9 protein-coding genes are annotated in these 14,353 nt (G+C 67.0%); 8 read left to right on the top strand and 1 reads right to left on the bottom strand.

Annotation, left to right across the window (positions count from 1 at the left end):
• Positions 1-120 precede the first annotated feature (120 nt).
• Positions 121-297 (top strand): hypothetical protein, encoded by a 177-nt coding sequence (locus ACE3P9_RS04690; protein WP_374492108.1) that lies wholly within the window; start codon positions 121-123, stop codon positions 295-297.
• Positions 298-827: 530 nt separating this feature from the next.
• Here the strand turns inward: ACE3P9_RS04690 and metH are convergent.
• Entirely contained in the window at positions 828-3,635 is a 2,808-nt protein-coding gene (metH, locus tag ACE3P9_RS04685) for a methionine synthase (protein ID WP_374492151.1), read from the bottom strand.
• Positions 3,636-4,276: 641 nt separating this feature from the next.
• On the opposite strand from metH, the gene ACE3P9_RS04680 reads away from it, so the two are divergent.
• The 7 genes from ACE3P9_RS04680 (at position 4,277) to ACE3P9_RS04650 (ending at position 14,207) form a co-directional block, all read left to right on the top strand.
• A complete protein-coding gene (locus ACE3P9_RS04680) occupies positions 4,277-5,080 on the top strand; it encodes a TorF family putative porin (protein WP_374492107.1) in 804 nt (267 codons plus the stop codon).
• A gap of 25 nt (positions 5,081-5,105) precedes the next feature.
• Positions 5,106-5,444, top strand: coding sequence for a P-II family nitrogen regulator (locus ACE3P9_RS04675; protein WP_374492106.1), 339 nt, complete (start codon positions 5,106-5,108; stop codon positions 5,442-5,444).
• A 36-nt stretch (positions 5,445-5,480) separates the two neighbouring features.
• Positions 5,481-6,845: an ammonium transporter gene (locus ACE3P9_RS04670; RefSeq protein ID WP_374492105.1), complete on the top strand. Its 1,365-nt coding sequence runs from the start codon at positions 5,481-5,483 to the stop codon at positions 6,843-6,845.
• A 631-nt stretch (positions 6,846-7,476) separates the two neighbouring features.
• On the top strand, positions 7,477-10,101 hold the full coding sequence (locus tag ACE3P9_RS04665) for a tetratricopeptide repeat protein (RefSeq protein ID WP_374492104.1): 2,625 nt from the start codon (positions 7,477-7,479) through the stop codon (positions 10,099-10,101).
• Positions 10,102-10,213: 112 nt separating this feature from the next.
• Positions 10,214-12,280 carry a poly-beta-1,6-N-acetyl-D-glucosamine N-deacetylase PgaB gene (gene pgaB / locus ACE3P9_RS04660; protein WP_374492103.1) on the top strand — a complete coding sequence of 689 codons (2,067 nt, stop codon included), beginning with the start codon at positions 10,214-10,216 and terminating at the stop codon, positions 12,278-12,280.
• Positions 12,277-13,578, top strand: coding sequence for a poly-beta-1,6-N-acetyl-D-glucosamine synthase (pgaC, locus tag ACE3P9_RS04655; protein ID WP_374492102.1), 1,302 nt, complete (start codon positions 12,277-12,279; stop codon positions 13,576-13,578). Before pgaB ends, pgaC begins: the two co-directional genes overlap by 4 nt.
• Positions 13,575-14,207, top strand: coding sequence for a PgaD family protein (locus ACE3P9_RS04650; protein WP_374492101.1), 633 nt, complete (start codon positions 13,575-13,577; stop codon positions 14,205-14,207). Before pgaC ends, ACE3P9_RS04650 begins: the two co-directional genes overlap by 4 nt.
• Positions 14,208-14,353: the final 146 nt, after the last annotated feature.

The raw sequence follows: 14,353 nt of genomic DNA, 5'->3' as shown, positions 1-14,353 counted from the left end.
GAAAGCATGGAGATATTGATTTTCCATGCATCATAAATCAGGCTTTGGATGAGAAGAAGCGTATCTGGCGAAGACGGGATGATAGAAGCATTCCCCTTCATTCATATTAATGATAAATGAATGAAAGAAGGGCGTCTGTATGTGCGCAATCCCGTACCTCACCGGGATGTGCGCTGCGGCGAACAGCAAGAATGCGGGCTGCACTTTACATGCAACCTGTTGTTTTTGTTTGATTTATCGCAAGGTGTCGAGGAACTTTCTGGAAGCTGCCTGGAACGATTCTTTTATATTTTTTAATAACTTAAACGAAGTTCCTATGCTGCTTGCGCGTGGCTGGATGGGGCAGGACGTGGGAAATATTCTACATTAATAAAATGAAAAGCAAGAATCGTGCCTTTGCATTGTGAATATTTGTAACTCAAAAGTTTTATATATCAAGTGCCATTCGTGCACCAGAATGGAAATCGAGCCGGAGCAGTGAATGAAAATAATGAAGCATGAAAGATATATTAAATCCATCGCCTGTTGAATAATGTGAATATCACATAGCGGAGCGATTTTTCAGCCCATGCCGCACCGACGTCTTGGATGCGGCGCCGACAAAAGCAGGGCGATGCGGGACCTCCTGGAGGCGGCAGGAGGGCGCAGGGGCTGCTCTGGGGCTATCGAGAAGTCAGAGAGAGGATCGGCCCCTATACGGCTGCGGGCATGGAACAGGCGCCAGCATGAGCGGCCCTAGACAAAATAAAACCGCCCGGGGCAGAGCACCGGGCGGCAGAGGGGCGCCGTCTTGCAGACGCTCGTGACACGGAGCCGCGGAGAGCCGTTTACAGGTCGAGCTGGTGTGCGAGGGCGCGTTCGACCTCGGGGAGGGGTGCACCGCTGCGCTCGGCCAGATCGCGGACCTGGTCCATGCCGATCTTGCCCACGCTGAAGTAGGTGCTCTCGGGGTGGCTGAAATAGAAGCCGCTGACGCTGGCTGCAGGCGTCATGGCGTAGCTTTCCGTGAGGCCCATGCCGATGCTTTCGGCCTGCAGCAGCTCGAACAGCGGCTTCTTGACCCGGTGATCCGGGCAGGCGGGGTAGCCCGGTGCAGGTCGGATGCCGCGGTAGGACTCGGCGATCAGGGCGGCGTTGTCGAGGGCTTCGTCGCGTGCGTAGCCCCACAGGTCGGTACGGACGCGCTGGTGCAGGTATTCGGCAAAGGCTTCGGCCAGCCGGTCCGCCAGGGACTTGAACAGGATGCTGGAATAGTCGTCGTGCGTGGCGGCATAGACGGCTTCCCGCACTTCGGCCCCGATGCCGGCCGTGACCGCAAAGGCGCCCAGATAGTCGCGGCCCGGTTCCCCGTCCGCAGGGAAGTCGGTGGGAGCCGGTACCGGCAGGCGGTCGCGCGGGGCAACGAAGTCCGCCAGGCAGCGGCTTGGACGCTGCACGCCGCCGATCACCTGTTTTTCGGTCTGCTGGCGCACGCCGTGCCACACGAGCAGCGGGGTGGAGCGGGACTCATCGGCATAGAGAGCGATGTCGTCGTGGTGCACCGTGTTGGCGGGCCACAGCCCCATCACGCCGTTGGCGGTCAGCCAGCGGTGCTCGATGATCTGGTCGAGCATGGCGAGGCCGTCGGCATAGACCTTGCGGGCCTCCTCGCCCACCACCTCGTCCTGCAGGATGGCCGGGAAGCTGCCGGCCAGATCCCAGGTCTGGAAGAACGGTCCCCAGTCGATGTAGGGCCGCAGCGTGGCCAGATCGACGTGGCGGAATTCGCGTCGCCCGATGAAGTGCGGGCGAGGCGGCACATAGGCCGTCCAGTTGATCGGCGTGGCGTTGGCACGGGCCTTGCTCAGCGGCCACAGCACCTGCTGCTTCTTGCCGGCGTGCTGCTGGCGGATGCGTTCGTAGTCGGTGTGCAGGTTCTCGACGAAGCCATCGTGGCCGTCGCCGAGCAGGTTCTGGGCCACGCCCACGCTGCGCGAGGCATCGGGCACGTAGACCACCGGGCCTTCGTAGTGCGGGGCGATCTTGACGGCCGTGTGCACCCGGCTCGTGGTGGCGCCCCCGATGAGCAGCGGAATGTGGCGCAGGCGGAAGTGGTCGTCCTTCTGCATCTCGGAGGCGACGTACTGCATTTCCTCCAGGCTCGGGGTGATGAGCCCGGACAGGCCGATGATGTCCGCCCCTTCGGCCTTGGCGCGGGCCAGGATCTCGTGGCAGGGCACCATGACGCCCATGTTCACGACCTCGAAGTTGTTGCACTGGAGCACGACGGTGACGATGTTCTTGCCGATGTCGTGCACGTCGCCCTTGACGGTGGCCATGATGATGCGGCCGCGCGACTTCACGTCCATGCCGGCGGCTTCCTGCTGGCGCTTTTCCTCTTCTATGTAGGGCACCAGATGCGCCACGGCCTGCTTCATGACGCGGGCGGACTTGACCACCTGCGGCAGGAACATCTTGCCCTGGCCGAACAGGTCGCCCACCACGTTCATGCCGTCCATGAGCGGGCCTTCGATGACATGCAGCGGGCGGCCGCCCTTGCGCAGCACCTCCTGGTAGGCTTCCTCGGTGTCCTCGACGATGAAGTCGGTGATGCCGTGCACCAGGGCATGGCTCAGGCGCTCGTTGACGGGGGCGTTGCGCCATTCGAGCTTGCGGCTGTCGTCGCGGGCGGCGCCCTTGGCGGATTCGGCGATTTCGAGCAGGCGCTCGGCGGCATCGGGGCGGCGGTTGAGCACCACGTCCTCGACGCGGGTGCGCAGATCGGGATCGAGCTCGTCGTACACCCCGATCATGCCGGCGTTGACGATGCCCATGTCCATGCCCGCCTGGATGGCGTGGTAGAGGAACACGGTATGGATGGCCTCGCGCACCGGCTCGTTGCCGCGGAAGCTGAAGGACACGTTCGAAACCCCGCCCGACACCTTGGCGCCCGGCAGGTGGGCCTTGATCCAGCGCGTGGCCTCGATGAAGTCGACCGCGTAGTTGTTGTGCTCGTCGATGCCGGTGGCAATGGCGAAGACGTTGGGGTCGAAGATGATGTCTTCGGGCGGAAAGCCGATCTCGTCGACCAGCAGCCGGTAGGCCCGCTCGCAGATGGCGGTCTTGCGCTCGTAGGTGTCGGCCTGGCCCTGTTCGTCGAAGGCCATGACCACCACGGCCGCGCCATAGCGCTTGCACAGCAGGGCCTCGTGGCGGAACTTCTGCTCGCCTTCCTTGAGGCTGATGGAGTTGACGATGGCCTTGCCCTGGATGCAGCGCAGACCGGCCTCGATGACCTCCCACTTGGAGCTGTCCACCATGATGGGCACGCGGGCGATCTCGGGTTCGCTGGCGATCAGGTTGAGGAAGCGCACCATCGCGGCCTTGCTGTCGAGCATGGCCTCATCCATGTTGATGTCGATGATCTGGGCGCCGTTTTCCACCTGCTGGCGGGCCACCGCCAGGGCCTCCTCGTACTGGCCGTTGAGAATCAGCCGGGCAAACGCCTTGGACCCCGTGACGTTGGTGCGTTCGCCGATGTTGACGAAAAGATGGCCCTTGCCGATCACCAGGGGTTCGAGCCCCGACAGGCACATGGCCGGGGGTGTGGTGGTATCGGGTGTGTCGGAAATAGGGGCCTCGCCCGCAGTGGAAATGGAAGACAAGATGCGACCTCGGGAATGATCATCTCCGCATGCGCCGCGCAAGGCGGGCACCGGAAGGGGCTCGGCCCCCGGAGCAGGGGCGGCAATGACTGTGGATGATACCTATCCCGCGATGGCCTCGGCCACCCTGGGCGCTTCCGGAGCGGCGTCCGGCCGTGCGCGAGGCATGTGCCAAGGCGGCTCCAGAGGCCCCGTGCGCGGATGCCATGGACGTCCGGGTGCAAACACAGGATACATTTCGCACTGTATTGGTGCGCCCGTGCCCCGTGAGGCACCGTACCGAGCAACAGGCCGGTACAGGGGAACCAGAGGCGTGCCGTAAGCTGCCGGAAAGCTCCATGCTGCGCTGCAACCTCCTCTGGCGCAGGCACAAAAGCAGGATGCGTATCTGCATCTTTTGCGTGGGGTGCTTGCGCAAGAATGAAGGACAGGGGCGGTGCGTGCTGGCCGGGGCGGACAGGCCGGCCAGCCCGGGGCTCCGGCAGGCGCCCCAAGTTGCACCTGGCACCGGCTGACTGGCGGATGGGGTGCACCATGCCGGATGCACGTCCCTGGTGCACCTGGTGCCAAAATGTGTTGGCATGGTTCCTGCTACACCGTCCGCATCATCAACTGCAATGGAAGCAACGTCCATGAAGAAATCGCTCCTCTCCCTCGCCGCACTGGCTGCTGCCGCTTCCTGCGGCGCCGTCTGGGCTGAAGATGCAGCCGCTCCTGCTGCCGCAGCTCCCGCTTCTGCCGCCGCCACCCCGGCGCCTGCGGCAGAGGCCAGCTCCCCGCTGTCCTTCAACATCGGTCTGGTGAGCCTGTACAAGTACCGTGGTCAGGACCAGTACTTCACGGGCAGCGAGCATTATTCCCGTCCGGCTCTGCAGGGCGGCGTGGACTACGCGTTCTCCAATGGGCTGTATCTCGGCAACTGGAACTCCACCATCAAGCTGCCCGATCCCACCAGCACCTCCGGCAAGAATGCCAACGTGGAAATGGACTTCTACGGCGGCTACAAGTTCGCCACCGGCCCCCTGGGCTGGGACGTCGGCGTGCTGCGCTACCAGTACCCCGGTGCCAATGCCCTGAGCACCACCGAGCTGTACGCAGGTGCCACCTATAAGGAACTCACGCTCAAGTACTCGCACACCGTGTCGAGCAAGTACTTCGGTCTTGAGAACGGCCGCAACACCGGCTACCTGAACCTGGCCTGGGCGCATCCCCTGCGTGACGGCCTCACGTTCAACGCCTCCGTGGGCCATACCTTCATGACCAGCGACGTGCGCGCCGCCGGTCTGCCCAGCTACACCGACTACAGCGTGGGCGTGGCCTGGGACTTCATGCCCAAGACCACCCTGACCGCTGCCTTCGTGGGCGCCGACAAGTCCAGCAACTATGGCTACGTCAACAAGGGCAAGGCCATCCTGGGCGTCAAGTACACCTTCTGATCATCTGAACAAGGATCCATACACCATGAAACTCGTGACCGCCATCATCAAACCCTTCAAGCTCGACGAAGTCCGCCAGGCACTGTCGGATGTGGGCGTGCAGGGCATCACCGTGACCGAGGTCAAGGGCTTCGGTCGCCAGAAAGGCCACACCGAGCTGTACCGCGGCGCCGAATACGTCGTCGACTTCCTGCCCAAGGTCAGGGTCGAGGCTGCCGTCGAAGACACCCTGGTCGACCAGGTTGTCGAGGCTATCGAGAATGCCGCCCGCACCGGCAAGATCGGCGACGGCAAGATTTTCGTGTCTCCGCTGGAGCAGGTCATCCGCATCCGCACCGGCGAGACCGGCAGCGTGGCGCTGTAAGGGCCGCAAGGCTGCAATCCATCGAGGAATTTCATCATGAAGAAATCGTTCCTTCCCTTCCTGGCCCTGGCCGGTGCCGGGCTGGCTCTGGCCAGCGGCAGCACCTGGGCGCAGGACGCCGCTTCCGCAGCCGCTCCGGCTGCCTCGGCTGCGGCTTCTGCCGTCAAGGCCACCGTCAACAAGGGCGATACCGCCTGGCTGTTGGTGTCCACCGTGCTCGTCATCATGATGAGCATCCCCGGTCTGGCGCTGTTCTACGGCGGTCTGGCCCGTGCCAAGAACATGCTGTCCGTGCTGATCCAGGTGTTCGTGGTGTTCTCGCTGGTGAGCGTGCTGTGGGCCCTGTACGGCTACAGCCTGGCGTTCAACGGCGGCGGCTACTTCATCGGTGACCTGGGCAAGGCCTTCCTGGCAGGCGTCACGCCGACCTCTCTGGCCGACACCTTCAGCCCCGATGCCAAGCTGCCCGAGCTGGCCTTTGTGGCCTTCCAGTGCTCGTTCGCTGCCATCAGCGCTGCGCTGATCGTGGGTGCCTTCGCCGAGCGTGCGCGCTTTGTGGCCGTGCTGGCGTTCTCCGCCCTGTGGTTCACCTTCAGCTATGCGCCGATCGCCCACATGGTGTGGAGCGGCAATGGCTACCTGTTCAAGGCGGGCGCACTCGACTTCGCCGGCGGCACCGTGGTGCACATCAACGCCGGTATCGCCGGTCTGGTGGGTGCCTACGTCATCGGCAAGCGCACCGGCTTCGGCAAGGAAGCGTTCATGCCCCACAGCCTGACGCTGACCATGGTGGGTGCCTCTCTGCTGTGGGTGGGCTGGTTCGGCTTCAACGCCGGCTCCGCTCTCGAAGCCAACGGCATCGCCGCTCTGGCCTTCGTGAACACGCTGCTGGCGACCGCCATGGCTGCCATGTCCTGGATCGGCACCGAAGCGCTCAAGAAGCACAAGCCCTCCATGCTGGGTGCTGCCTCCGGCGCCGTGGCCGGCCTCGTGGCCATCACGCCGGCTGCCGGTACCGTGGGCCCCATGGGCGCCATCGTCCTCGGCCTGATCGCTGGCCCCGTCTGCCTGTGGGGTGTGACTGGCCTCAAGCGCCTGCTCAATGTCGATGACGCCTTCGACGCCTTCGGCGTGCACGGTGTCGGCGGTATCCTGGGCGCCCTGATGACCGGCGTGCTCACGGCTCCCAGCCTGGGTGGCACCGGCGCGGCCGACTACAACATGGCTCACCAGATGTGGGTGCAGTTCCAGGGCGTGATCATCACCATCCTGTGGTCCGGCATCGTGTCCTTCATCGCCTACCGTCTGGTGGATCTGGTGTTCGGCCTGCGTGTGCCCGAAGACGAAGAGCGCGAAGGTCTGGACATCACCAGCCACGGCGAAGCAGCCTACAACCGCTGAGCAAGCTGATGCATGTGCTCCGGGCCCTGTGCCCGGGGCCGCATCTCCCGAGCCGCCACGGAATTCCGTGGCGGCTTTTTTTCGTGGCAACGGCTGGGCGCAAAAAAGGCCGGCACTGTCGTGCCGGCCTGGGGACGCCTGTCTGGCGTTCTGGGGGATGTCTCCTCGTCCCTCGTGGCTGCACCGGAATGCAGATCGAGTGGCGCCACTGTAAGGCCGCGCGCAGTCCCCGTCGCTCCGTACTTACCCTTGCTGGCTCCCGGCGGGTGGACGAGGGGAGAGGTGGGACGTCGCGGGGCGCTGCGAGGCCGTCTGCTGGGCGGACTGTCTTGTTTTCGTCATGGATGAGGCACAGTTTGTTACGAATGACCGGGCTATGGTACATAGAAAAGGGCGAGTGGAGCCGATGGGTACCGTCCCGAGGGCGGATGCGAGCGATGTGTCTTTACATGAGCTGGGCCTGCTAAGTGCATGCGGGATCGGCATAAAGACGGAGTGCGACGGGAGAAATACGGCGTTTGTTACAAGATGACCATATGTAAATAAATGTTTCTCAGACAATCGAACCATCTGCTCGCACTGCACAACAACGATTACAGGCGATGCTTTGTCCGTCGCAGGGAGGTCTGCCATGAGCCATTCGATCTGCCGTCGTGCGCCCCCGTTCCCTCGGGCCCGGGAGGCGTCATGGAAAGGGGTAGCCATGGCTGCGCTGCTGGCCGGTGCCGCCCCCTGGGCACAGGCGCAGGAGGGTGGTGCACCCAGGGCGCCGGAGCGGCAGCCCGCAGCGTCCGATGCGGACAGGCCGGCGCCCTACAGCGCGCAGGCGCATGACGCGCTGGTGGCGGACTGGCGCGCGGGCCGGGCGCGGGGCGATCAGGTCTTTGCCACGCTGCGGGGCTGGGCGCAGGAGCTGCCAGCCGGGCCGGAGCGTGTGCGTGTGGTGGCCGACGCCCTGGTGGTAGGGCACCGCGTGGCGCTGGACCGGCAGGTCGTGGCCCTGGCGGCGTCCCAGGGCGGCACGGCAGGCGAAGGCTGGGCGGACTATGCCCTGCCTGCGCTGCTGGCGGCATGCCGCACCGTCCGGCAGACGGAACTGCAGGGCCGGGTCATCGCCCGCATGGAGGCGCTCTTGCCGGGCGCGTGGGAGCCGGCCATGCGGCGTGTGCAGTGGATGATCGATGCCGGGCAGCAGACCGAGGCCGGCCCGGCGCTCGAAGCCCTGCAGGCCCGCGCAGCCCATGGCCCGCTCCGGCAGCGGCTCGATGTGCTGGAGCTGCGGGCGGCACGGGCCGAGGCGCAGGGCGATCTGCTGCAGGCCGTGCAGTGGTACGAGGCGGAGCTGGCGCTCGACCCCGACAACGCCTATGCCCAGCATGCACGGGTGGCGGCCCTTCTGGCACTGCGTGCTCCGGGGGCCCTGAGCGACGATGCGCGCGATCCGCAGGGCCGCATGCTGACCACGCTCGGTCCGCTGGACCGGCAGCGCATTGCACTGGCCGGTCTGGCTGCGCGTCTGCGCTGGGCCGTGGCGAGCCGGGATCAGCACACCGGGGCCGCCCGCTTCGAGGCGCTCAATGCCCTGGATGCCGACTATGCCCGGCAGGATGCCGGCATGCGTGCAGCAGCGGGAGCCGACTGGGACACGCCCGCCTGGAAGGCTCTGCGTGCATCTGCGCTGGCCGACCGGATGCAGGCCGACAGGGAGCGCGAGCAGCCGGAGGCCATCGAGCAGCTGGCTGCACGGGCGCAGGCCGAAGGACTGCCACTGCCGTATTACGGCAAGGCCGCGCTGGCGTGGGCCCATGCGGCCCGGCAGGAGGCACGGGTGGCGGCCGGGCTCTACGACGAGGCGCTGCGCGAGGGGGGCAGTGCCATTGCAGTGCCCTCCGACCTGTACACCGATACGGTCTATGCCTATGTGGACGCCGGGCGGTTCGGCGACGCGGACCGCATGGTGGCGTGGATCGCAGCGCGCACGCCCCGGCAGCAGCGTCTGGCGCCCGTGGCCGGCACCCACAACGCACAGTATGACGAGGTGCAGCAGCTCAGGGCCAACACCTTGCTCTACAGCGACCGGCTGGCCCAGGCCGAGCAGGCCTATGCCGCGCTGGTGGAGGCGGCTCCCGGCAACGTCGGCTTTGCCGCAGGGGCGGCGCAGGCCCAGGCCATGCGACAGCGTCCCGAGCGGGCGCGGGCCCTGTACCGGGCCCTGCTCACCGACCACCCGGAATCCCGCGAGGGCCGTGCCGGCTATGCCCATGTGCTGATGGAATCGGGCGACATGGGAGAGGCCCGGGAGCAGATCGCCCAGCTGCGCACCCAGGAAGGGGACAGCATGCGGGTGCAGCGCATGGAGCGCGAATACGCGCAGCGGGCTGCTGCCTATGTGCAGATCGACATGGCGGCCGGCCGCGACGGTGGCACGCTCGCCAATGACGACCGGCTGGTCGACACCCGGCTCTACTCACCGCTGCTGCGCGACCACTGGCGGCTGTTTGCCCACCATGTGTGGGCCAGCGGCACCTATGACGACCAGCACCCGCTGCACGGACGGGTGGGGCTGGGGGCGCAGTGGGTGTCGGGGCCCTGGGCCGTGCAGGGCGAGCTCAACCAGTCGCTGCATGGCCGTCATGGCAACGCGACCGGCGTGGCGCTCGACGGCAGCTACCGCCTCACCGACGCCTGGCAGATCCATGCGGCAGCGGACACCAACGTGGTGGATGTGCCCTGGCGCGGCTGGGATGCCGGGGTGTCCGGCAAGCGCTACGAGGCCGGCGTGCGCTGGGCGCCCAGCGAATCGCGGCGCGTCGAGGGGAGCTACAGCCAGCTGCGGCTCGGCGACGGCAACCGGGGCCACGAGTGGGTGGCCGGCTGGGAGGAGCGCTGGTACAGCGGGCCCGTGGTGCAGTTCGGCACCCGCCTGAGCGTGACCGATGGCGGCTTCGGCCGGCAGGACGTGGCTTATTTCAGTCCCGAGCACTACACGCATGTCCGCCTGGGAGGGCGGCTGCAGGTGCTGACCTGGAAGGACAGCGACCGCCGCATGATGCAGACCCTGGAGGTGGGGGTGGGCTCCTACCGGCAGCGGGGCTACGGCAGCCAGGGCACCCTGGATGTGCGCTACCAGCACGACTGGGCACTGTCGCCTGTGACCGGGTTCTATTACGGGGTGAGCTGGGCCGACCGCCCCTTCGACGGGGTGAAGGAGCGCAGGCGCGCCCTCTTTGCCGGACTGACCTGGGCGCTGAGGTGACATCATGCACACGATTCCTGATCCTGTCCCTGCCCCCGGCCCTGCAGACTTCTCTGCGGAATTTTCTGCCTCCGTCCCTGAGCCGTCGGCCGGGCGCCGCAGGTTCCTGCGCATGGCCGGGGCCCTGCCGGTGGTGGCGGCGCTGCCCGCCCGCGCGCTGACCCTGGTCGACGATCCCGACGATGGCCGCACCTTCCGTGCCATCGTGTTCCACGACATCCGTGCCGACGTCAAGGCCAGCTTTGCCGTCGACCCCGAGGATGCGGCGGTCAACAGCGCCTCGCTGGCGGAATTCTTCGAGTGGCTGCGCTACAGCGGGCATCATCCGGTGGGCGTGCAGCAGCTCCTCGATGCGCGGGAGGGGCGCACACCGCTGCCCGCGCGGGCGCTGCTGCTCACCTTTGACGACGGCTACGCCAGCTTCTACCAGAAGGTGTACCCGCTCCTGCGCATGTACCGCTATCCGGCCGTGCTGGCGCTCGTCACCCGCTGGATGGAGACGCCCGCCGGCGGACAGGTGCCCTACGGCGACCGCCTGCGCCCGCGTGCCGACTTTGTGAGCTGGGCCGAGGCCCGCGAGATGGTGCAGTCCGGCCTGGTCGAGATCGCCAGCCACAGCCATGACCTGCACCACGGCCAGCAGGCCAACCCCCAGGGCAACCAGCTGCCCGCCGGGGTGTCTCTCGCCTGGGATCCGGCCACCCGCCGCTATGAAACCGTGGCGGCCTACCGGCAGCGGGTGGAGCGTGACCTGGCCACCAGCAGCCAGATCATTGCCCGGCAGGTGGGGCAGCGGCCGCGCATGGTGGTCTGGCCCTACGGCAGCTACAACGCGCATACGCAGGAGGCGGCCCGCAGGGTCGGCCTGCCTGTCATGGCCACGCTGCGCGACGGACCGAACCGCGTCGATGCCCCGCTCGATGCCATCGGCCGCGCCTACGCGTCCTACTCCACCACCATGGCCGACTACGCCGCCCTGCTGCGGCAGCCGGACTCCGATGCCGGTATCCGGCCCGCCCAGCGCGTGCTGCACGTCGACCTGGACTACGTGTACGACCCCGACCCGGCCCAGCAGGAGCGCAATCTTTCGGCCCTGCTCGACCGCATCAAGGCCGCAGGCCCCCGCACCGTGTTCCTGCAGGCCTATGCCGATGCCGACGGGGACGGTGTGGCCGACGCGCTGTACTTTCCCAACCGGCACCTGCCCATGCGGGCCGACCTGTTCAGCCGGGCCGCGTGGCAGATCCGGACGCGCGCACAGGCCGACGTGTACGCCTGGATGCCGGTGCTGGCATTCCGCCTGCCGGCAAGGCATCCGCTGGCTGGGCGCGTGGTCCGGGCCGATGCCCGCGTGCATGCCGAAGCCGTGCACAGGGGCGGCGCTGCCCACCAGGACCGCTATGCCCGGCTCTCGCCCTTCGATGCCGACGTGCGGCGCCTGATCCTCGACCTCTACGACGACCTGGGCAGCCATGCCGCGTTTGCCGGCGTGCTCTTCCATGACGATGCCACCATGGCCGACGACGAGGACGCCAGCCCTGCCGCGCTCGACACCTATGCCTCCTGGGGCTTGCCGCGCGACATTCCGGCCATCCGGCGCGATCCGGCGCTGGCCGCGCGCTGGGCTGCCGGCAAGACCGAAGCGCTCACCCGCTTCACCCTGGAGCTGGCGGCACGCCTGCGGCAGTGGCAGCCCCGGCTGCGCACCGCCCGCAACCTGTACGCCCGCACCGTGCTCGAACCTGCCGCCCGCGACTGGATGGCCCAGGACTACCGCGAGGCCCTGCGCAGCTACGACTACACCGCCGTCATGGCCATGCCCTTCATGGAAGGCGCCACCGACCCCGACCGCTGGCTGGCCGAGCTGGCGCACCGTGCCCTGGCCGAGCCCGATGCCGCCCAGCGGGTGCTGTTCGAGCTGCAGACCCGCGACTGGCGCACGCGCCAGCCGGTGCCCGACGACGTGCTCGTCGCGCAGACCGCGCTGCTGCGCCGCAGCGGCATCCGGCACATCGGGTGGTATCCCGACGACTTTCCGGCCAATCAGCCCTCGCTCGCGGCCCTGCGTGCGGGGCTGTCGGTAGCCACCGAGGCCACGGGCCTGGCGCTGCCGCGTGCCGCCGCACCGTCCGCCGCTGGCCGGCCCCCCTTCACCGGTCTGCAGGGAGCCGCATCATGAACGCCTTCTCCTGGATCCATAGGCCTCTACCCACGCTGGCAGATGTGATGTCGGCCTTCGTCTTCTACTATCCGTTCCTCATGGCTTACATCTGGATGGCCGGGGGGCTGGCATTCGCCCTCATCTTCGAGCGCCGGCGCCACTGGCACCAGAACCCCGTGACGCTGCTGCCCTCCACCCCCATGGTGAGCGTGCTCATTCCCTGCTACAACGAGGCCGCCCACATCCGCGAGGTGGTGCGGCAGCTGCTGCGCAGCCGCTATCCTGCGTTCGAGATCATTGCCGTCAACGACGGCAGCACCGATGCCACCGGCACCCTGCTCGACGAGCTCGCCAGCCTGCATCCCACCCACCTGCGCGTCGTCCACAACGCGCACAACCAGGGCAAGGCCGTGGGGCTCAACACCGCCGCGCTGCTCGCCCGGGGCGAATACATCCTGGGCATCGACGGAGACGCCCTGCTCGACACGGACGCCATCGGCTGGCTCATGGACACCATGCTGGAAGACCAACGGGTGGGCGCCGTCACCGGCAACCCCCGCATCCGCAACCGCACCACGCTGCTCGGCCGCATGCAGGTGGGCGAGTTCTCGGCCACCATCGGCCTCATCAAGCGCTGCCAGCAGCTCTGGGGGCGGCTGTTCACCGTCTCGGGCGTCATTGCCATGTTCCGGCGCAAGGCCCTGCTCGAAGTCGGCCTGTGGCACCCCGGCATGATGACCGAGGACATCGACGTGAGCTGGCGCCTGCAGCTCGCCGGCTGGCGGGTGTGCTTCCAGCCCCGGGCACTGGCCTGGATTCTCATGCCCGAAACCCTGCACGGGCTGTGGAAGCAGCGGCTGCGCTGGGCGCTCGGGGGCATCCAGACCGTGCTGCGCCACATCCCGGCGCTGCTGCACTGGCGCCAGTGGCGCATGTGGCCGCTGTGCATGGAATACCTCCTGAGCGTGTTCTGGTCCTACTGCTTCCTGTGCCTGACGTGCATGGCCATCGTGGCCCGGGTGGTGGGCACCGACGTGCTGCCCGGCTGGAGCACGGCCCTGCTGCCGCACTGGCATGGCGCGTTGCTGGGCACCACCTGCGTGCTGCAGATGCTCGTGAGCCTGTGGATCGACCGCTACTACGACCGCGACCTGCTGCGCTACGCGGTCTGGACCATCTGGTATCCGATCGCCTATTGGCTCATCAACACGGTGAGCATCATCACCGCAGTGCCGCAGGCCCTGCTGCGCAGCGGTGCACAACGCGCCATCTGGCGCAGCCCCGACCGGGGCATCGGAACAGGAGAAACGACATGAGCACACAATCCGACCCCCTGCTGCACGACCCCCGCCCCAGCCAGGCACCCCAGGAGGAAGCGCTTTCGCCCGAATACGAGCAGGCCATCCTGGCCGCGCGCAAGGCCGACATGCCCATCATCGACATCTCCCAGGAATCCATGAACCGCTACCGCCGGCGCTGGCCGCGCCGTGCCGAGCACTACTTCGTCTGGTTCCACTACCTGCGCCCCGTGGTGCTGGTGGTGTGCTGGGCGCTGGTGGTGTGGTATGTATGGGCGCAGGTATCCGGCGCACCCCTCGGCGGCACGGGGCTGGGCCTGTTTGACCTCTACCTGCTGGTGATGCTCACCGTCGCGCTGATGCTGATGCTCTCGGTGGCGTGGAAATGGCTGGAAAGGCGCAACGAGGACGACCGCCTCGGGGCTCCCCGCGGGCCGAGCACGCTCGAAGAAGTCTCCCACTACGCGGGCATTTCGACCGACGAGCTGGAACGCTGGCAGGCCGAGCGCGTGGTCATGGCCCACCATGACGCGCTCGGGCAGTTCGTGGCCACCAGCACCTCCGCCAGGCCACCGGCCGCCGTGCCGCCCCTCACTACCGATCCCGCCACCTCCGACGACATCCAGCAGCCTCCCTGCATGCGCTAGCCATACCGCAGCCATGCCGCACCGCACTGCTGCAGCCGTGGAGCCGCAGCACAACCCGGGCACAGTGCCGAAAGCAGTGCCGTGCACGGGCCTGCCCCCTCCGCATCACCGCGCCCCTGTGGTGATGCGGCGGCGGTGAACCTGCA

The organism is Allobrachymonas sp. (genome assembly GCF_041912815.1).
Lineage (GTDB): Bacteria > Pseudomonadota > Gammaproteobacteria > Burkholderiales > Burkholderiaceae_C > Brachymonas.
This window is presented reverse-complemented; position numbering and strand designations above follow the sequence as displayed.

Bases quoted from the DNA above. Each gene is read 5' to 3' on its own strand.
- pgaB (WP_374492103.1), top strand. From the start codon at position 10,214: ATGGCCGGGGCCCTGCCGGTGGTGGCGGCGCTGCCCGCCCGCGCGCTG.
- ACE3P9_RS04690 (WP_374492108.1), top strand. From the start codon at position 121: ATGAAAGAAGGGCGTCTGTATGTGCGCAATCCCGTACCTCACCGGGAT.
- ACE3P9_RS04675 (WP_374492106.1), top strand. From the start codon at position 5,106: ATGAAACTCGTGACCGCCATCATCAAACCCTTCAAGCTCGACGAAGTC.
- ACE3P9_RS04680 (WP_374492107.1), top strand. From the start codon at position 4,277: ATGAAGAAATCGCTCCTCTCCCTCGCCGCACTGGCTGCTGCCGCTTCC.
- ACE3P9_RS04665 (WP_374492104.1), top strand. From the start codon at position 7,477: ATGAGCCATTCGATCTGCCGTCGTGCGCCCCCGTTCCCTCGGGCCCGG.
- ACE3P9_RS04650 (WP_374492101.1), top strand. From the start codon at position 13,575: ATGAGCACACAATCCGACCCCCTGCTGCACGACCCCCGCCCCAGCCAG.
- ACE3P9_RS04670 (WP_374492105.1), top strand. From the start codon at position 5,481: ATGAAGAAATCGTTCCTTCCCTTCCTGGCCCTGGCCGGTGCCGGGCTG.
- pgaC (WP_374492102.1), top strand. From the start codon at position 12,277: ATGAACGCCTTCTCCTGGATCCATAGGCCTCTACCCACGCTGGCAGAT.